The organism is Polaromonas sp. YR568 (genome assembly GCF_943369675.1).
Lineage (GTDB): Bacteria > Pseudomonadota > Gammaproteobacteria > Burkholderiales > Burkholderiaceae_C > Polaromonas.
The window spans coordinates 75,176-91,175 of sequence record NZ_CALROB020000008.1 but is presented as its reverse complement, the minus strand read 5'-3'; the positions used below and the strand labels follow the sequence as shown (position 1 = coordinate 91,175).

Annotated in this window: 22 protein-coding genes; 5 read left to right on the top strand and 17 right to left on the bottom strand. The window is 64.6% G+C overall.

Annotated features, from left to right (window positions below; translation table 11 throughout):
* Position 1: 1 nt before the first annotated feature.
* Genes ACLV8F_RS06080 through ACLV8F_RS06070 form a run of 3 tightly spaced genes read right to left on the bottom strand, consistent with a single transcriptional unit; the run spans position 2 to position 1,264 of the window.
* Entirely contained in the window at positions 2-310 is a 309-nt protein-coding gene (locus ACLV8F_RS06080) for a hypothetical protein (RefSeq protein WP_411883344.1), read from the bottom strand.
* 9 nt (positions 311-319) lie between these two features.
* Positions 320-931, bottom strand: coding sequence for a hypothetical protein (locus ACLV8F_RS06075; protein ID WP_411883343.1), 612 nt, complete (start codon positions 929-931; stop codon positions 320-322).
* A gap of 33 nt (positions 932-964) precedes the next feature.
* Positions 965-1,264, bottom strand: coding sequence for a hypothetical protein (locus ACLV8F_RS06070; RefSeq protein ID WP_411883342.1), 300 nt, complete (start codon positions 1,262-1,264; stop codon positions 965-967).
* Positions 1,265-1,476: 212 nt separating this feature from the next.
* Between ACLV8F_RS06070 and ACLV8F_RS06065 the strand changes: the two genes are divergently transcribed.
* On the top strand, positions 1,477-1,884 hold the full coding sequence (locus tag ACLV8F_RS06065; protein ID WP_411883341.1) for a BLUF domain-containing protein: 408 nt from the start codon (positions 1,477-1,479) through the stop codon (positions 1,882-1,884).
* A gap of 52 nt (positions 1,885-1,936) precedes the next feature.
* On the opposite strand, the gene ACLV8F_RS06060 is transcribed toward ACLV8F_RS06065, so the two are convergent.
* Both ACLV8F_RS06060 and ACLV8F_RS06055 read right to left on the bottom strand, forming a co-directional pair.
* Positions 1,937-2,416, bottom strand: a complete 480-nt coding sequence (locus ACLV8F_RS06060; protein ID WP_411883340.1) for a universal stress protein — start codon at positions 2,414-2,416, stop codon at positions 1,937-1,939.
* Positions 2,417-2,508: 92 nt separating this feature from the next.
* Positions 2,509-2,904 (bottom strand): TraR/DksA family transcriptional regulator, encoded by a 396-nt coding sequence (locus ACLV8F_RS06055; protein WP_411883339.1) that lies wholly within the window; start codon positions 2,902-2,904, stop codon positions 2,509-2,511.
* A 231-nt stretch (positions 2,905-3,135) separates the two neighbouring features.
* Between ACLV8F_RS06055 and ACLV8F_RS06050 the strand changes: the two genes are divergently transcribed.
* Entirely contained in the window at positions 3,136-3,585 is a 450-nt protein-coding gene (locus tag ACLV8F_RS06050; protein WP_411883338.1) for a universal stress protein, read from the top strand.
* Positions 3,586-3,634: 49 nt separating this feature from the next.
* Here ACLV8F_RS06050 and adhP read toward each other — a convergent pair whose 3' ends face one another.
* Complete coding sequence (gene adhP / locus ACLV8F_RS06045) at positions 3,635-4,663, bottom strand: alcohol dehydrogenase AdhP (RefSeq protein WP_411883337.1); 1,029 nt, start codon at positions 4,661-4,663, stop codon at positions 3,635-3,637.
* 294 nt (positions 4,664-4,957) lie between these two features.
* Here adhP and ACLV8F_RS06040 point away from each other — a divergent pair, with 294 nt between their 5' ends.
* The 3 genes from ACLV8F_RS06040 (at position 4,958) to ACLV8F_RS06030 (ending at position 7,252) form a co-directional block, all read left to right on the top strand.
* The gene (locus tag ACLV8F_RS06040; RefSeq protein ID WP_411883336.1) at positions 4,958-5,494 is read left to right on the top strand and encodes a universal stress protein; all 537 of its coding nucleotides are present in this window, start codon (positions 4,958-4,960) and stop codon (positions 5,492-5,494) included.
* Between the two features lie 212 nt (positions 5,495-5,706).
* Complete coding sequence (locus ACLV8F_RS06035) at positions 5,707-6,954, top strand: ankyrin repeat domain-containing protein (protein ID WP_411883335.1); 1,248 nt, start codon at positions 5,707-5,709, stop codon at positions 6,952-6,954.
* Positions 6,938-7,252, top strand: coding sequence for a hypothetical protein (locus ACLV8F_RS06030; protein ID WP_411883334.1), 315 nt, complete (start codon positions 6,938-6,940; stop codon positions 7,250-7,252). Before ACLV8F_RS06035 ends, ACLV8F_RS06030 begins: the two co-directional genes overlap by 17 nt.
* Before the next feature lie 72 nt (positions 7,253-7,324).
* Here the strand turns inward: ACLV8F_RS06030 and ACLV8F_RS06025 are convergent, their stop codons facing one another.
* From ACLV8F_RS06025 to arcD, 11 genes are all read right to left on the bottom strand, one after another.
* Positions 7,325-7,627: a hypothetical protein gene (locus tag ACLV8F_RS06025; protein WP_411883333.1), complete on the bottom strand. Its 303-nt coding sequence runs from the start codon at positions 7,625-7,627 to the stop codon at positions 7,325-7,327.
* 154 nt (positions 7,628-7,781) lie between these two features.
* On the bottom strand, positions 7,782-8,663 hold the full coding sequence (locus ACLV8F_RS06020; protein ID WP_411883332.1) for an MBL fold metallo-hydrolase: 882 nt from the start codon (positions 8,661-8,663) through the stop codon (positions 7,782-7,784).
* Positions 8,664-8,729: 66 nt separating this feature from the next.
* Positions 8,730-9,167, bottom strand: a complete 438-nt coding sequence (locus ACLV8F_RS06015; RefSeq protein ID WP_411883331.1) for a DUF6691 family protein — start codon at positions 9,165-9,167, stop codon at positions 8,730-8,732.
* Positions 9,168-9,173: 6 nt separating this feature from the next.
* On the bottom strand, positions 9,174-9,611 hold the full coding sequence (locus tag ACLV8F_RS06010) for a YeeE/YedE family protein (RefSeq protein ID WP_411883330.1): 438 nt from the start codon (positions 9,609-9,611) through the stop codon (positions 9,174-9,176).
* Between the two features lie 82 nt (positions 9,612-9,693).
* The gene (locus ACLV8F_RS06005; protein WP_411883329.1) at positions 9,694-9,921 is read right to left on the bottom strand and encodes a hypothetical protein; all 228 of its coding nucleotides are present in this window, start codon (positions 9,919-9,921) and stop codon (positions 9,694-9,696) included.
* Between the two features lie 75 nt (positions 9,922-9,996).
* On the bottom strand, positions 9,997-10,371 hold the full coding sequence (locus ACLV8F_RS06000) for a hypothetical protein (protein WP_411883328.1): 375 nt from the start codon (positions 10,369-10,371) through the stop codon (positions 9,997-9,999).
* Between the two features lie 163 nt (positions 10,372-10,534).
* Positions 10,535-11,188 carry a BON domain-containing protein gene (locus tag ACLV8F_RS05995; protein ID WP_411883327.1) on the bottom strand — a complete coding sequence of 218 codons (654 nt, stop codon included), beginning with the start codon at positions 11,186-11,188 and terminating at the stop codon, positions 10,535-10,537.
* A gap of 85 nt (positions 11,189-11,273) precedes the next feature.
* Positions 11,274-12,221 carry a carbamate kinase gene (gene arcC / locus ACLV8F_RS05990; protein ID WP_411883326.1) on the bottom strand — a complete coding sequence of 316 codons (948 nt, stop codon included), beginning with the start codon at positions 12,219-12,221 and terminating at the stop codon, positions 11,274-11,276.
* On the bottom strand, positions 12,218-13,216 hold the full coding sequence (gene argF / locus ACLV8F_RS05985) for an ornithine carbamoyltransferase (RefSeq protein WP_411883325.1): 999 nt from the start codon (positions 13,214-13,216) through the stop codon (positions 12,218-12,220). Before argF ends, arcC begins: the two co-directional genes overlap by 4 nt.
* A 66-nt stretch (positions 13,217-13,282) precedes the next feature.
* Entirely contained in the window at positions 13,283-14,494 is a 1,212-nt protein-coding gene (locus tag ACLV8F_RS05980) for an arginine deiminase (protein ID WP_411883324.1), read from the bottom strand.
* The gene (gene arcD / locus ACLV8F_RS05975) at positions 14,491-15,972 is read right to left on the bottom strand and encodes an arginine-ornithine antiporter (RefSeq protein WP_411883323.1); all 1,482 of its coding nucleotides are present in this window, start codon (positions 15,970-15,972) and stop codon (positions 14,491-14,493) included. Before arcD ends, ACLV8F_RS05980 begins: the two co-directional genes overlap by 4 nt.
* Positions 15,973-16,000 lie beyond the last annotated feature (28 nt).

Sequence of the window (16,000 nt, the reverse complement as noted above, 5' to 3'; positions counted from 1 at the left end):
TTCACAACGTCATCCATACGCCGGCGAAAGCCAGAGGCAGGACAAGCGCGAACGTGCACAAGGCCGTGCGCTGCATCCTGAAAACAAAAAAACACAGCGAGACCGCCGTCACTGCCAATGCCGTGTTCTGCATGACGGCAATCGTGAGAGCTGCATTGCTGAGGCTTGAACTGGAGCCCTCCACAGCGATCGACAACCAGGCATAAAAAAACCAGTTGCCCAAACCCATGGCGAGCCAGACGGCGATCGCCGGGAGCCATGGGAGTGGCGCTTGTCTGGGTGGTGGTTTCAGGTGGTCTGAAAATGGCATCTCAAATTCCTACTTGGGCAAAGGCACCGTCGACCGCAGGCAATCGTCCTTGCCGGCCTCCCGGGCACCCATGGACAGTGTCGTCACGCAAGCGAGGCGGAAATGCGATTTTCCGGAGGAACGGGTGACGTCGACGATGGCATAAAGGGGTTTGTCCTTGAGGGAATACTCATAACGGCCTCTTGAACTGTCGCTGTAAGTGGTTGCCGATGCGGGATACACCTTGACGGGGCCGCCGACCAACTGGATCAATTGCGCGTTTTGGGTCACGAAGTCATAGGCCAGCTTCTGCTCATTGGCCGCCTCAACGCCGCTTGAATAGGTGTGCCACACAAACCAGGGAAAGGGCGCCAGCAACAAGGCGGCCAGCAGGAAGCGGCGCTTGCGCAGGTTCAAGCCGGCGGCAATGCCGAGGCCCGCGGACCCGACCACAAACGCGGCGCCAAAAGTGACGGTCATCAGGAAGAGCTGGAACGCGTTGGGCGACATGCCATAAGACACCACCCCGCCAATGACCAATGCCGTGACAACCAGCCCAACGGCAATTCCCAGGCCCAGAAAAAAGGCGCATACGGCGGCTAAGAGGGCGAGGGCTGTTGCCAGCCAGGGGATGAGGGTCATGGGACGGGTCTTTCGGGTCTTCGTGAAATGAGGTCACTTGTTTGATGAAAGAACCGCCCAACCGACCAACACAACGACAATTCCACAAAATGCGGCGTAACCGAAAATACGTCGATTTCCGGCCTGCTTTTCCACACAGGAGAGGCAGTAAAGGAAAGTGTCGCCTTTGTAGTGCGGGACCGGAAGCAGATGCCCTGCGGATTCGCATGCGTAGCAGCGCATGGCCAGGTTGCGCTTCTTTCCACGTGAGTCCCGGTAAATCTGAACAACCAGGGCGACGACCGGAAAGATGCCAAGGGCTCCAATCACAAAAAAAGCAACGACTGTTTGCATCGACGTATTAGAACCGCGTTGAAGGGCTGCTGTGAGAGGAACCGTCGTGCTTTCTGATGTTCGGCAACCCGCTCCAAACGGCGGGGTATTGCCGGCACGGCTCCATCCGCACAATCAATTGCAGGCCGGCGGGATGATGGGGTTTAATGGTTCGGAGAACGCATCTCCCGCATCCGGGGGCCCCGCAAGCCAGGTTTCAAGGACACCGCACCATGATCAGACTGCTCTACATCAGCGAGGCGACGGAAGGCATCACCGAGGACGCCATCAACGGCGTGTTGAAGAGCGCGGGAAAGAACAACCCGCCGCTGGGCATCACTGGCCTTCTTGTTTATGGGGGCGGCGTGTTTGCCCAGATTCTCGAAGGCCCGGAACAGACGGTGCTCCAGAAATACGTGAGCATCCTTACCGACAGGCGGCACAACAATTGCCGGATCGTCTACATCACGACGACGGGCGAGCGCATTTTCAAAGACATTTCCATGGCGGCGCTCGAAGCACTGCCGATGGAGCTTGAGCACATCGCCGAGCTGGATGCCCACGGGAAAGACGTGATTCCGGCAGACGCATTCACCGACCTCATGAATGTGTTTTTTTCAAGAATACAGGCGCTTCCCTGATTCGAAGGCTTTGCTGCTGGAGATTCTCTCCATGCGTTCTGGCGGCGGGATCTTAGTCTGCCGGGTGTTCGCGGGCGTCCTCCGCAGGCGCGCTGCGGATCACCAGCACGGGCACCGGCGACAGCCGCAGGATCTGCTCGGCGCCGCTGCCCAGCAGCACGCGCCCTATGCCGCGCCGCCCGTGCGAGCCGACGACGATGAGGTCGGCGCCCCACAGTTTGGCGGCGCTGGCCACGGACTCGCCCAGGCGCTGGCCGGGTTCGTCGAGCATCGCCTGGCTGGCTTCGACGCCGGCGGATGTGGCGATGGCCATGGCGTCGGTCAACACCTTGGCGCCGCCCTCGCGCATCATGCCGGCCAGGTCGGCCGAGTAGGTGCCGTAGGGGTCGATGCCGCCCAGGTAGGCCATTTCATTGACGGTGTGCACCAGGCGCACGCTGGCGCTGGTTTCGCGCGCCATCTGCAGGCCGGCGACCAGGGCCTTGTTGGCGGTGTCGCTGCCGTCCACGGGGATCAGGATTCGCTTGAACATGGTGCTTGCCTCATTGAAGTTGGAATGTCATCCATGTTGACGATTTCCCGGAACGCAATATTGATGCGGATCAACTACGGATCAACTACGGATCAAATGCGGGCTGATGGGGGATGCGCCGCCGTCGTTTGCTCGCCGGCCGCCTGGCAGGGCACACAGAAGGCCGCCGCGGGCATGGCTTCCAGGCGCAGCAGGTCCATGGGCTTGCCGCATTCCACGCACTGGCCGAAACTGCCGTCCTTCAGGCGGCGGCGGGCCGCGAGCACCTGGGACAGCTCGTTCGCGATGTGCGCCGCCTCCAGGGCCGCCATGTCCAAATGCAACTCCCGCTCGGCCAGGTCCTTGAAGTCCCGCACCTCGCCGTTGCCGTGCTGGTCGTCGGCAAGTTCTTTTTTGTTGCCGGTGTCCAGGGCGGCCCTGAGCTCCGCTTCGCGCGCGGCCAGAAGCTTGCCGAAGTGTCCTGCGAAAGAGTTGTCGTAGTGCGTCATGGCGAGGCCTTTGAATGGTTGAATGCTTGAACGAAAGTCTTTGCCCTGGCTGGCGTCTGGGGTTTTGAGCCTTGAGTTTTCCGGAAGTTCAGTGGCCCGGCATTGATCTGGCGCAATCCGGCGCGTAAACCGGCGCCTGCCTCGGAGAATGCGCGGTCTTTGCGCCATGTCAAGCGCCTTGCGGCCCGGCCCGGCCATGATGGCCGTTTTCAAGCCATCCGAAAGCACACCATGGGTTCACTCCACCAACTGCTGGTGCCGGTTGACGGCAGCCAGACTTCGGTCAAGGCGCTGGAAGCGGCGATTGAACTGGCGCGCCTGAACAGGGCGCGCCTGCGGCTGCTTTACGTCATCGACGAGCTGGATTACGTCAACGGCTTCGAGACGGCCACGGCCTATGCCGAGCAGACGCTTCCCTTCATGCACACCGACGGCGAAAGGCTGCTGGCCCAGATGCGCAGCCTGGCCGAGGCAAAAGGCGTGGCGTGCGACAGCGTGCTGCTGGAGGCGGGCGCCGAACGCCTTTGCGACGTGGTGGCCGGACAGGCCAGGCAGGTCCACGCCGACATGATCGTGCTGGGCTCGCACGGGCGGCGCGGCCTGGACCGCGTCCTGATGGGCAGCGACGCCGAGCAGATCGTGCGGCGCGCGCCTGTGCCGGTGCTGGTGATCAAGGGCTGAGGCCGCCCGGCGCGGCCCGGGCGGCGCGCCCGCGCTCCGTGCTCCGTGCTCAGTCGCCGCTGATGCGCATCACGACCCGGCCCTCTATCGCGCCGCGGCGCATGCGGTCCAGCACGCCGTTGATGTTGTCCAGCCGGTCCTCCGTGAAGGTGGTGCGCACCTTGCCCTCGCCGGCGAAGGCCAGCGCTTCCTGCAGGTCCTTGCGGGTGCCCACGATGGAGCCGCGCACCGTCTTGGCGTTCAGCACCACGTCGAAAATGGGCAGCGCGAAATCCCCGGGCGGCAGGCCGACCAGGGACATGGTGCCGCGCTTGTGCAGCATGCCCAGCCCCTGCGAGAAGGCGCTGCGCGAAACGGCGGTCACCAGCACGCCGTGCGCGCCGCGTATCGCCGTCTGCACTTCCTGGACCGGGTTTTGCCTGGCGGCGTTGACCACCATGTCGGCGCCCAGGCTTGTGGCCAGCTTCAGTTTCGCGTCGTCGATGTCGACGGCGATGACGTGAAAGCCCATGGCCTTCGCATACTGCACCGCCAGGTGGCCCAGGCCGCCTATGCCGGAAATCGCCACCCAGTCGCCCGGCTTGCATTCAAGCACCTTCAGGCCCTTGTAGACCGTCACGCCCGCGCACAGCACCGGCGCGATTTCGCTGAAGCCGACGCCGGCCGGCAGGTGGCCCACATAGCCGGGGTCGGCAAGCACGTATTCGGCGTAGCCGCCGTTGACGCTGTAGCCGGTCATCTGCTGGCCGTCGCACAGCGTCTCCCAGCCGGTGATGCAGTGTTCGCAGTGCCCGCAGGCCGTGTGCAGCCAGGGAACGCCGACGCGGTCGCCCTCCTTGACGGTGGTGACGCCCGCCCCGATCGCGGCGACGTAACCCACGCCCTCGTGGCCCGGGATGAAGGGCAGGGAGGGCTTGACCGGCCAGTCGCCGTCCGCAGCGTGCAGGTCGGTGTGGCACACGCCCGAGGCCGCGATCTTGACCAGCACCGTGCCCGGCGCCACGGTGGGCACGGGAACTTCTTCGATGCGAAGCGGTTTGCCGAATTCATGGACAACCGCGGCTTTCATGGTTTGCATGGAGAGTTCCTGAAAAAAAAGTAAAAGCGCGGCCGGCCGCCGCGCCGGTCTTTTGAGCAGTTTCCAGTTTAGGCACGCGAAGCGCTTGCCGTCTTGATATTTCGCAAGCGGCGCGCGGGGCATGAGTCGCTGCGACAACACCTTGAGACCTAAAGAACTACACGCGCCGCACGCGCTAGTGCTGAAGACCGAGGGGCTTGCCGGAACAGGTCGGGCTTGTTTGCGCCAGGTCAATTTGCGGAAGGCGAAAACATTCCATACTGGAAATTCCATCCATCATTGAAGGAGAACGCCATGTACCAACGCATCCTGGTTCCCGTCGACGGAAGTCCCACCTCCAGACACGGCCTGCAGGAGGCCATCCGCATGGCCAGGCTGACCGGCGGCAAACTGCGTTTGATGCACGTCGTGGATGTCACGTCCATCGCGCTGTCGTTCGACGCTTATGCGGGTTACCCCAGCGACTGGCTTGAAACCCTGCGCAAGGACGGCGAAGGCCTGCTGGCCGACGCCAGGGCGGTCGCCACAGCCGCCGGCGTGGAAGTGGAAACCGTGCTGCGCGACAACTTCGCGGTACCGGTGCATGAACTGATCGTCAGCGAAGCCGGCGCATGGCCCGCCGACCTGATCGTGCTGGGCACCCACGGGCGCCGCGGCATGGGGCGTGTCATGCTGGGCAGCAGCGCCGAAAACGTCCTGCGGCGCTCGCCCGTTCCCGTGCTGCTGGTGCGTTCACCGGAGCCCGCCGGCAAGCCGGACACCGCCGAAGAAGCAGCTTCAGTGAAGACCGTGCGCGTCAACCTTCCTTCGGGCGCGCTGTCCGTCGAATGAGCGGCCCCGCCTGGCGGCCCGGCATCGCGGCATGCAGCGCATGCCGCACTGAATGAAAGACTCCGCTTGAGGCCTGAAGCTGAACTTGTATAGGATGTCGTCTATCGGCCAGAAGCGGACATTGGACTTGGAGAAACCGTGACCAGTGAGAATAAATTCGGATGGGGACCCAAGACGATGCCTCGTCCGGAGGAGGCGGATAGGGCCCCAGCATGACCGGAATCCCAAAGTCAATTTTTTCGTCGTTCATTGCCGCCTTTATCTTGACTGGCTGCTCCCTGTCTGCAAAGGCGCCACCCGCCGAGCCGGAATCGTCGTCACGGCAGTCAGATTCCGCAGTCGCAGGCAGCAGCCTCAATGTTCCTGCGGCCCCGTCCAAGATAACCCAGCACTCCTTTCCAGCCCCACCGGTCATTCCTCGAAGTCGATGCTCTTATGACTGGGGTTCTCCGCTCCTCAACGCCGTGGCCGACAGGCGTATTGAAGATATACGAGCGTTGGCGGCGGAGACGGATATCCGGGAGCGCACAAAGAAGCTCAGTGAAGCTCTCCCTTTGACTCTCGAATGGGATTCCACCCAATGCCGAGCCGTGAGATCAGATCCGGAGATGCTTAGGCTGCTGCTTCGACTCGGCGCCGATATCAATGCAAGGGACCAAGGCGAAAGGACATTCCTGATGACCGCCCTTGTCCACCGCAACAATCAAATGGCGCGGATTGGGCTGGATCTGGGCGCAAATCCAAACTCAATTTCTTATCACGAGAGTCCGCTGATCATTGCCGTGCGCAATGGTGACCAAGAGGCCATCAAAATGCTGCTGGCATCCGGTGCGGCGGTGAACCTTCGGGTGGGAGCGCCGGACTCGGTCGTACATAGCGCACTGTCCACAGCGGCCAGGTATCCTGGGCTGCGAAACACGGTGCTCAAGGCCTTGATCGTCAATGGTGCACGATATCCGGCGCGGCTTGATGTGCAGCCCCTGGACGAGTTTGCACGCTTCTATCAGGGGCGTCCGGAAGACGCTGAGGAAACCTTGACTCTGCTGCTGTCTCTTGGCGCCAAAATTAACTGGAGTTCATCAGACGGGCCAACTGGAATGTACAGTCCGCTGTACTTGAGCGTTCAATCCTCCAGGAGGTCGATGGAGGTCATCCAGGCGCTTTTGCACCACGGGGCAAATCCAAATCAGTACGTCCTTTATGCGCTCGGCTCTGGTCCGTCCTATGGGAATGAAGGGTTGGAAAGGCGGGATATTCTCGAGCTTCTGTTTAAAAATGGAGCCAGGGTCTCGAAGACGCCAAAGCGAGGGAAGGATGACGTGCGTTCCTTCATCCTGTCGAACCCCTCATACCGCGCGGCCGAAGCCTATGTTCGGGAGCTTGACGAAATGACCGAGAAGTACCGCGACTTCCGGCAGCCGAAGGAAAAATCTGGAATTCCGCATGAAATCGCACGATGAAACAAGCGGCTCACTTCGAGCTCGCGCATCGAAGTTCGTCAGCTGCCTGATCGCCACTTGCGGAGCGCTCATTGGCGTCGGGTTGTTATGGATGGCGGCGGAAGGCATCGCTGCGCAAGGTATGTTCGTAACGTGCAGGAAGGTTCTCCGCTGCTGGGTCTCCGCGTCGGAAACTCCTGGATCGTTCTGGCTGACGGCGGCCATGCTGTCGTTGGTGGGTTTGTGCTTCTCGGCATACAGCGTGTTATTTGTGTACACGTATTTGAAGATGCGTCGTTCGGAACCTAGACGCATCTGAATTGCCGCAGTTAGGTCGCAGCGACGAAAATCTCGCGGTATGTCCGCTTAGGGCCCGAGTCGGAAGTCAGGGTCACTGCACACGGCGGTTTTTGATCCTGAAGATCAATGCCGAAACGCCGATCAACAAGAATAGATTAAGCAAACTCAGGACAAGAAACCACTGCGCGGAATTGATCCCCTGACCCAAATGTCCGCCTGGGACGATCACTATCCAAGGTAGCAGCAATACCAAGCCGAGGACATTCGAAACCAAGGAGTAGGCGTCGCCACCAGGAGCTTGCTGCTCCAGAAATTTCGCGCCAACCATGATCAGACCTAGCAGCACGTACCACCCGATAAAAGTGGATAACGGATAGTTTGAAATTTTGGTCATTGAATGTCCGCTTTTGGCCGAAAGCTGTCATCTTACCGATGGCTGCAATGGGCCCGAAGCAGACACTTCAGGACGAATCCCCAATATGTATTCCAGGCGCAGGGCCGGCTGGGCGTACTTGCGGCCTGGCTCTTGCCGGCGCCACACAGTCCGCTCAGGGCTTCGCGCCGGGCAGCGCGTTCAGCGGGATGCGCAGGTAAGACACGCCGTTGTCGTCGGGCGGCGGTAGCTGCCCCGCGCGCACATTCACCTGCAGGGACGGCAGGATCAGGGTCGGCACGTCGAGGGTGGCATCCCGCGCCGTTCGCATGGCGACAAACCCCTCCTCGGTGATCCCGTCGTGCACGTGGACGTTGCTGTCCCGCTGTTCACCCACGGTGGTCTCCCACGCAGGCTGCCGTGTTTCCGGTGGGTAATCGTGGCAGACGAACATCGCCGTTTCCCGCGGCAGCGCCAGCAGCCGGCGGATGGAGCGGTAAAGCTGGTGGGCATCACCGCCCGGGAAATCCGCGCGTGCCGTTCCCACGTCGGGCATGAAGAGCGTGTCGCCCACGAACACGGCATCTTCCACGGCGTAGGCCATGTCGGCCGGCGTGTGTCCGGGCACCAGCAGGGCGGCGACCTCTAGCTGCCCGATCCTGAAACGCTCGCCGTCCTTGAACAGGTGGTCGAACTGGCTGCCGTCCGGCAGGAAGCTGCGTTCCAGGTTGAAGAGTTTTTTGAAAACCGCCTGCACCTGTTTGATGTTCTCGCCGATCGCGATCCGGCCGCCCACGCATTTCTGCAGGTAACGCGCCGCGGACAGGTGGTCGGCATGCGCGTGGGTTTCCAGTATCCACTGCACCTTCAGGTTCTCGGCGGCAAGCCAGGCCAACACCTGGTCTGCCGACCGGGTGTGCGTGTGCCCCGACTTGACGTCGTAGCCGAGCACGGGATCGATCACCGCGGCGCTGCCCGTCGCCGGGTCGGACACGACGTAGGTAACGGTCCAGGTCTCCGCATCAAAGAAGGCCTGGATATGCGCTTGACGGCTCATGGGGTTTTCCTTGAAAAGTTGCTGGGCGTCCGCCGCGGGATGAAGCAAGCCATGGGGTCCATGGGCTCACCCCGCCTTGGGACTGCGGGGCTTGCGCTGCCGGTCCAACAGTTCGAACACGCCCATACCCGCCAGCATGGCCACGACAAAGACGGCGGCCTTGCCTTCGCCCATGCCCAGCGCGACCAGCGCAGGCCCCGGGCAGAAGCCCGCGATGCCCCAGCCGATTCCGAAGAGCAGGCTGCCGCCGACCAGCCGGCGGTCCACGGTGCGGGAGGAGGGAAGCTTTATTTCCTGGCCCATGAGGCTCAGGGTGCGGCGGCCCGCCACACCGAACGCAATGGATGCGATGGCGATGGCGCCCGCCATCACCAGCGCCAGCGAGGGGTCCCACGGGCCCGCCAGGTCCAGGAAGCCGAGCACTTTGGCGGGGTTCGCCATGCCGGAGACCAGCAGGCCCAGGCCGAAGACCGCGCCGGCCAGCAGGGAAACAAAGTTATACATGGCCGCTTACCCCCCAACAAAAACATGGCGCACGAGGAACACCGTGGCGAAGCCGGCCAGCATGAACGCCGCCGTGGCCACCAGCGAACGGGGCGACAGCCGCGAGATGCCGCAAACACCGTGTCCGCTGGTGCAGCCGGAGCCGTAGCGTGTGCCCAGCCCGACGATGAATCCGGCCGCAACCAGCGCTCCATAGCCGGCATCGATCTGCGGCCGCGGCAATTGGGCGAACAGCGCAAACAGCAGCGGGGCGCCCACCAGTCCCGCCACGAAAGCGACGCGCCAGCCGACGTCGCGCCGTGCGGGATGGAGCAAGCCGCCCAACACACCGCTGATGCCGGCGATGCGGCCGTTAAGCAGCACAAACATGGCCGCTGCCAGGCCTATCAGGGCGCCGCCTGCCAGGGCCGTCCAGGGCGTGAAGGCATTCCAGTCGATGTGCATAAGTCGGTCTTTCGGCAACAGGTGATTCAAGGCGATCAGGACAAGGTCCGCGGACCGAGGTGACCATTGTCCCCCACCGGATTCAGGGCCGGAAGCTTGCGCAGGCATCGTGGCGAGGGCCACGCATCGCAACGCCCTGCGCTTTGGCTCGCTCTGTCATCTGCTTGAAGTGTTCGTCGCGGATCTGGCGGCATTCCTCGGCCGACCTGGCGTTCAGCATCTGCTGCCGATGGGCGTCGCGTTCCGCGCGGCTCATCATCGTCCAGCCGGGTGTGAAGCCGTGGCCGATACCTGGGCCCATGCCGGCCATGGTGGCACCGGCTCCAGCCACCAGGGCCGGGTTGCCCGCGCGGAGGCTGCGGGCCTGTCCATTACCGGTACGCCGTCAATGGCCGGTGACCAGGCCCGCGGCCGCCTGCTGCCGGCGCTGCCGGCCCAGCGCCAGCAACTGGGCCTCACTCGGGTGGTCCACGGTTTCCCAGCCGGTGATGCGCGGGGCCAGGGCAGGGCGGTGTTTGTCGACGTAGTGGCGGAAGTCCGCCTGCGCCGTGTGCCCGCCCGTCACCAGGACGGACTCGATACCTTCCAGCGCATCGCAGACCTCTCCGAAAAATTCGTGCTGGGTGCGCACCTCGCTGCCGTGCTGGGGCGTGGCATGGGAATGCGCGTGAAGCTTGCGTGCCTCGGACTGTTCGGCGTCGAACTGGATCAACTGAGCCTGGTGATGGTCCAGCCAGACCACGGCGTGAAAAAAGGGCATGTAGGACTCCTGGTGCGGCGCGCGTCGGCCGCGTTGGTTTGCAAGATGGACGGTTTGGGCGGTTTGTTCGATGAACTCACCCACTCTAGGGCACGGCCGCGGGCGCGGGCTTGATGTAGCGCAAGGCCGCGCGCTTGCCGCTTCGGGCATGTTCAGGCGATGTTCAGGCGCCGACTTCCAGCTTGTTGACGACGCGAGTCACGCCCCGGGCGGCGAAGGCCGCGCCGGCGGCGGCTTCGCGTTCGGCCAGGGAATGCACCTTGCCGTGCAGCGTGACGACGCCGCCTTCAACTTTGACGTCGATGTGCCGGGCTTCGCGCTCGGCCTGGCGTTCCAGCGCGGCGGAGATATCGGCTGCGACGTCGCGCGTGCTGACGGTGGGCTTGACCGCGATGTTGTTGGACAGGCCGCGCACGCCCACCAGGCCGCGCACGCATTTTTCGGCGGTGCGGCACTGGTAGGCCCAGTCGACGTCGCCGGTGAGGGTGACCCAGCCTTTTTCCACCTCGACCCGGATGCGGTCCGGCGGCAGCAGCGCGCTCCAGCGCAGGGCGGACGCGGCGACCGAGGCGATTTCGGAGTCGCTGCGGTGGTGGGCGGCGACCAGTTTCACGTCCAGCTCTATCGCCAGGCCGCGCACACCGGCCACACGGCGCACGGCCCGCTCCGCCGCGACCTTTTCGGCAAAGGTGTCCAGGTGCCCCGTGAGCGTCACCACGCCGTCGTGGACGAGCACGCCTATGCCGGCTGAATTGACGGCGGGGTCCCAGGCCAGTTCGGCGGTGACGTCGGCCTTGAGCTGCAGATCGGTTTTCATGGCGTTTCCTTCAATGAAAAGAGTGCCACCACAAAGGTGGTGATGCCACTGTAGGCCGGTGTGGAAGCGCTTGGTTTGACCTTCGTCAAGCCGCGGCCGGTACGCCGGACTGCGCCGCGCCGCCGCCGGAACTGATCTCGGTGCCGGCGGTGCCCGCCAGCATCTCCTCGATCTGGGCCAGCGAGCCTATCAACGCCTTCCTGCCGGTGTTGAGCGCAAAGCCGCAGGCGGCCTGCACCTTGGGGCCCATGGAACCCGCGGGGAAAAAATGCGCCTGCAGGTCCTGCGGCCTGGTTTTTCCCAGGGCGCGTTCCTGCGGCGTTCCCCAGTCGAGGTAGACGGCGTCCACGTCGGTGGCGATCACCAGGCAGTCGGCGCCCAGCTCCTGCGCGAGCAGGGCGCTGGTGAGGTCCTTGTCGATGACCGCGTCCACGCCTTCGCGCGAGGTGCCGTCGGCCGCGCGCACCACCGGGATGCCGCCGCCGCCCGCGGCGATCACCACGGCTTCTCGCTGCAGCAGCCAGCGCACCGGGTTCACGCCCAGCACGCGCACCGGCCGGGGCGAGGCCACGACGCGCCGGAAGCCCGTGCCGTCGGCGGCGATGCGCCAGTGCATGGCTTGCGCAATCTTTTCGGCCTCGTCCTGGGTGTACACCGGCCCTATCGGTTTGGTGGGCCGCTGGAAGGCCGGGTCGCCGGGATCGACTTCCACACGCGTAAGCAGGCTGGCGACGCAGCGCTCCGGCGGAAGGTGGTTGGCGAGTTCCTGCTCGAGCAGGTAGCCGATCATGCCTTCGGTCTGCGCGCCCAGCATGTCCAGCGGGTAGGGTGCGACCGCCTTGTAGGCCGAGTTCTGCAGGGCCAGCAGGCCTATCTGCGGCCCGTTGCCGTGTGTCACCACCAGCTCGTGCTTCTGCGCGACGCGGGCCAGCTGGGCCGCCACGATTTTGACGTTTTCCAGCAGGTGCTCTGCGCTGAAGGACTGGCCCCGGCGCAGCAGGGCGTTGCCGCCCAGCGCCACGACCAGCCTCATGCGAGCGTGGCCACGAGCACGGCCTTGATGGTGTGCAGGCGGTTTTCCGCCTGCGTGAACACAACCGACGCGTCGGATTCGAAGACCTCGTCGGTGACCTCGATCTCGCTGAGGCCGTAGCGCTCATGGATCTGGCGGCCGACTTCGGTGTCCAGGTTGTGGAAAGCCGGCAGGCAATGCATGAAGCGGGTCCGCGGTTTGCCGGTGGCCTGCATCAATGCGCTGTTGACCTGGAAGGGCAGCAACTGCTCGATGCGCAGCTTCCAGGTTTCGTCAGGCTCGCCCATGGAGACCCAGACGTCGGTGTAGAGAAAGTCCGCGCCCTTGACCGCTTCGGCCGGGTCGTTGCTGAGGGTGATGCGCGCGCCCGTGGTTTTTGCCAGTTCGCGCATTTCGGCCACCAGCGCCGGCGGCGGCATCAGCGCGGCGGGGGCGGCGATGCGCACGTCCATGCCCATCTGCGTGCCGCCCACCAGCAGCGAGCAGCCCATGTTGAAGCGGGCGTCGCCCAGGTAGCAGAAAGACAGCTCATGCAGCGGTTTTTCGCCGAACTCCTGCATGGTCAGCAGGTCGGCCAGCACCTGGGTCGGGTGGGCCTCGTCGGTCAGGCCGTTCCACACCGGCACGTGCGAGAAGCGCGCGATGTCTTCCACCACGGTCTGGTGAAAGCCCCGGTATTCGATGCCGTCGTACATCCGGCCCAGCACGCGGGCCGTGTCCTTCAGGGATTCCTTGTGCCCCAGCTGTGAGCTGACCGGGTCGATGTAGGTCACGTGGCCGCCCTGGTCGTGCACCGCGACTTCAAACGCGCAGCGCGTGCGGGTGGAGGCCTTCTCGAAAATCAGCGCGATGTTTTTGCCCTTGAGGCGGGCGAGTTCGTTGCCCGCGTATTTGGAGCGCTTGAGCTCGGCGGCCAGGTCCAGCAGGAAGCGGATGTCCCTCGGGGAAAAATCCTTGAGGTCCAGCAGGCTGCGGTTGTGAAGGTTGAAACTCATGGTGTCCGTCTTTCGTTGTTGTGTCGGTGACGGGTAAGGAAGGCTGGTGCGGCGTTGAGGCGGCGCTCAGGCAGCGTCGCGCTCTATCGGGCAGGACATGCAGTGGCTGCCGCCGCGGCCGCGCCCCAGCTCGCCGCTGGGGATGGTGATGACTTCGACGCCGGCCTTGCGCAGCAGGGTGTTGGTGTGGGTGTTGCGGTTGTAGGCCATGACGATGCCGGGCGACAGCGCCAGCACGTTGTTGCCGTCGTCCCACTGTTCGCGCTCGGCCTCGTAGGCATTGCCGCCGGTGGCGACGACGCGCAGCTTCGTGATTCCCAGCGCCTGCGCGAGCACGTCCAGAAACGGTTCGGTTTCCGCCGTGACGTCCAGCGCGCCGTGTTCGTCGCCGGGCCTGAGGCTGAACACGCGTATGCCGTCCACGACCTCCGGGAACACCGTGACGAGGTCGCGGTCGCAAAAGGTCAGCACCGTGTCCAGGTGCATGGCGCCGCGCGACTTGGGCAACTGGGCCGCCAGCACACGGGTGGACGCGCCGCGGGCGAACAGGCTGCGCGCGAGCTGGCTCACGGCCTGCGGCGACGTGCGCTCGCCCATGCCTATCATCACCAGGCCATTGCCCAGGGGCATGACGTCGCCGCCCTCGAGCGTGGCTTGCGCGTGCGGCTGGCCGGGGTCTCCCCACCATTCGGTGACCTTGCCCGCGAAGGCCGGGTGAAAGCGGTAGATGGTGGCCATGAGCAGGCTTTCGCGCCGGCGCGCGGGCCAGTACATGGAGCCCAGCGCCACGCCGTCGCCTATCCAGCAACTGCTGTCGCGCGTGAAGAGGGTGTTGGGCAGGGCGGGCAGCAGCAGGTCCGACGGGCCGGCGCAGGCGGCCGTGAGGCCGGGCAGCTTGAAGGGCAGGTCCGCCGGGGTCAGGCCGCCTATGAGGAATTCGGCCAGGCGGGCCGGCGGCAGCCCCTGCAGCCAGGGCCGCAGCACGCCGGCGGCTTCGAAGTCGGTGCCGGCCAGTTCACGGTCCAGCAGCCGGTCGCGCGCCAGCGGGTTGGCGACCGTGGCCGCGAGCAGGTCGTGCAGTTCCAGCACTTCCACGCCGTGTTCCGCCATGGCGCTGGTGAAGGCGTAGTGGTCGTTTTTGGCTTGGGCCACCCACATCACGTCATCGAACAGCATGTCCCGGCAGTTGGCGGGTGTCAGGCGCGTGTGCGCCAGGCCGGGCCGGCAGACCAGCACCTTGCGCAGCCGGCCCGTTTCCGAATGGACGCCGGCGGTCACAGGCTCAGCTTTCCGGCGGCCAGCATCCAGCCGGCCACCGCCGCGAGCGCGAGCAGCGCCGCGAGCATGGCTTTTTCGCTTGCGGTAAAGGCCTGCTTGCCGGCCTGCTTCTTGGCAAAGAAATACAGCGCCGCACCGGGCGCGTAGAGCAGGGCGCTCAGCAGCAAATATTTGGCGCCGGCGGCATACAGCAGCCACAGGCAGTACACCGAGGCGAGTGCGGCCACGGGCAGCTCCAGCGAGCCGCCGGCGCAGGCTTGCCTGCTTGGGCCCTCACCGCGCAGCAACACCTTCAGGCCGTAGAGCGCGCTGAACAGGTAGGGCAGCAAAATCATCGCGGTCGACAGCGAGATCAGCGCCAGGTAGGAGGCCTTGGACACCAGCGTGACGATGAGGAAGAGCTGCACCATGGCGCTGCTCAGCCACAAGGCATTGGCCGGCACGCCCCTGGCGCTCTGGCGGCCCAGCCACTCGGGCATCACGCCGCTGTTGGCCGGCGTGAACAGGGACTCGGCCGCCAGCAGCGTCCAGGCCAGGAAGCCGCCGCCCACGGAAACGATCAACCCTATATAGATGAGCACAGCGCCCCAGGTGCCCACGGCTTTTTCCAGCACGCCGGCCATGGAGGGGTTTTTCAGCCCGGCCAGTTCAGGCTGCGTGAAGATGCCCAGGGACAGCAGCGAGACGGCCATCAGCAGGGCCAGGCAGATCAGGAAGCCGATCACCGTGGCCTTGCCGACGTCCTTGCGCTGGCGCGCGCGCGCCGAGTAGACGCTGGCGCCCTCGATGCCGATAAAGACCCACACCGTCACCAGCATGGTGCTCTTGACCTGGTCCAGCACAGAGCCGAGCTTGGCGCCGCCCCAGAAATCCAGGCTGAAAGTGGGGGCCTGGAAAGCGGCGGCGGCCAGCACAATGAACAGCAGCAGCGGGATGAGCTTGGCCACCGTGACCACCGCATTGACCGAGGCGGCGGTGTTGATGCCGCGCAGCACCAGCGCATGCACCACCCACAGCACCACCGATGCGCAGGCGACGGCCGCGGGGGTGTTGCCCTCGCCGAAGGCCGGGAAGAAATAGCCGAGCGCGCCGAAGGCCGCCACCAGGTAACCGACGTTGCCTATCCAGGCGCTGATCCAGTAACCCCAGGCGGCGTTGAAGCCGACGTATTCGCCCGACAGCGCGCGCGCATAGGCGTAGACGCCGTTGTCGAGTTCAGGCTTGCGCAGCGCCAGCATCTGGTAGACGCGCGCCAGCACCAGCATGCCCACGCCGGTGACCAGCCAGCCGATCAGGATGGCGCCGGCGCCCGCGCCGGCCGCCATGTTTTGCGGCAGGCCGAAGATGCCGCTGCCGATGATGGAGCCCGTGACCAGCGCGACCAGCAAGCCCAGTCCCAGGCTGCCTTGCGCTTGCCCGGTGGTGGGAACGGCCTGCGACGGCGACGCGGGGGAGGGGCTTGTTGACGGTGTGGTCATGGGAGGGCTTTCAGTCGGGAGATAAACG

Coding starts and splice junctions, on each gene's coding strand:
- ACLV8F_RS06070 (WP_411883342.1), bottom strand. CDS start 1,264: ATGCAAACAGTCGTTGCTTTTTTTGTGATTGGAGCCCTTGGCATCTTT.
- argF (WP_411883325.1), bottom strand. CDS start 13,216: ATGAGTTTCAACCTTCACAACCGCAGCCTGCTGGACCTCAAGGATTTT.
- ACLV8F_RS06025 (WP_411883333.1), bottom strand. CDS start 7,627: ATGACCAAAATTTCAAACTATCCGTTATCCACTTTTATCGGGTGGTAC.
- arcD (WP_411883323.1), bottom strand. CDS start 15,972: ATGACCACACCGTCAACAAGCCCCTCCCCCGCGTCGCCGTCGCAGGCC.
- ACLV8F_RS06080 (WP_411883344.1), bottom strand. CDS start 310: ATGCCATTTTCAGACCACCTGAAACCACCACCCAGACAAGCGCCACTC.
- ACLV8F_RS06065 (WP_411883341.1), top strand. CDS start 1,477: ATGATCAGACTGCTCTACATCAGCGAGGCGACGGAAGGCATCACCGAG.
- ACLV8F_RS06000 (WP_411883328.1), bottom strand. CDS start 10,371: ATGCCCTTTTTTCACGCCGTGGTCTGGCTGGACCATCACCAGGCTCAG.
- adhP (WP_411883337.1), bottom strand. CDS start 4,663: ATGCAAACCATGAAAGCCGCGGTTGTCCATGAATTCGGCAAACCGCTT.
- ACLV8F_RS06010 (WP_411883330.1), bottom strand. CDS start 9,611: ATGCACATCGACTGGAATGCCTTCACGCCCTGGACGGCCCTGGCAGGC.
- ACLV8F_RS06050 (WP_411883338.1), top strand. CDS start 3,136: ATGGGTTCACTCCACCAACTGCTGGTGCCGGTTGACGGCAGCCAGACT.
- ACLV8F_RS06015 (WP_411883331.1), bottom strand. CDS start 9,167: ATGTATAACTTTGTTTCCCTGCTGGCCGGCGCGGTCTTCGGCCTGGGC.
- ACLV8F_RS06020 (WP_411883332.1), bottom strand. CDS start 8,663: ATGAGCCGTCAAGCGCATATCCAGGCCTTCTTTGATGCGGAGACCTGG.
- ACLV8F_RS06075 (WP_411883343.1), bottom strand. CDS start 931: ATGACCCTCATCCCCTGGCTGGCAACAGCCCTCGCCCTCTTAGCCGCC.
- ACLV8F_RS06035 (WP_411883335.1), top strand. CDS start 5,707: ATGACCGGAATCCCAAAGTCAATTTTTTCGTCGTTCATTGCCGCCTTT.
- ACLV8F_RS06030 (WP_411883334.1), top strand. CDS start 6,938: ATGAAATCGCACGATGAAACAAGCGGCTCACTTCGAGCTCGCGCATCG.
- ACLV8F_RS05995 (WP_411883327.1), bottom strand. CDS start 11,188: ATGAAAACCGATCTGCAGCTCAAGGCCGACGTCACCGCCGAACTGGCC.
- ACLV8F_RS06060 (WP_411883340.1), bottom strand. CDS start 2,416: ATGTTCAAGCGAATCCTGATCCCCGTGGACGGCAGCGACACCGCCAAC.
- ACLV8F_RS06055 (WP_411883339.1), bottom strand. CDS start 2,904: ATGACGCACTACGACAACTCTTTCGCAGGACACTTCGGCAAGCTTCTG.
- ACLV8F_RS06040 (WP_411883336.1), top strand. CDS start 4,958: ATGTACCAACGCATCCTGGTTCCCGTCGACGGAAGTCCCACCTCCAGA.
- ACLV8F_RS06005 (WP_411883329.1), bottom strand. CDS start 9,921: ATGGCCGGCATGGGCCCAGGTATCGGCCACGGCTTCACACCCGGCTGG.
- arcC (WP_411883326.1), bottom strand. CDS start 12,221: ATGAGGCTGGTCGTGGCGCTGGGCGGCAACGCCCTGCTGCGCCGGGGC.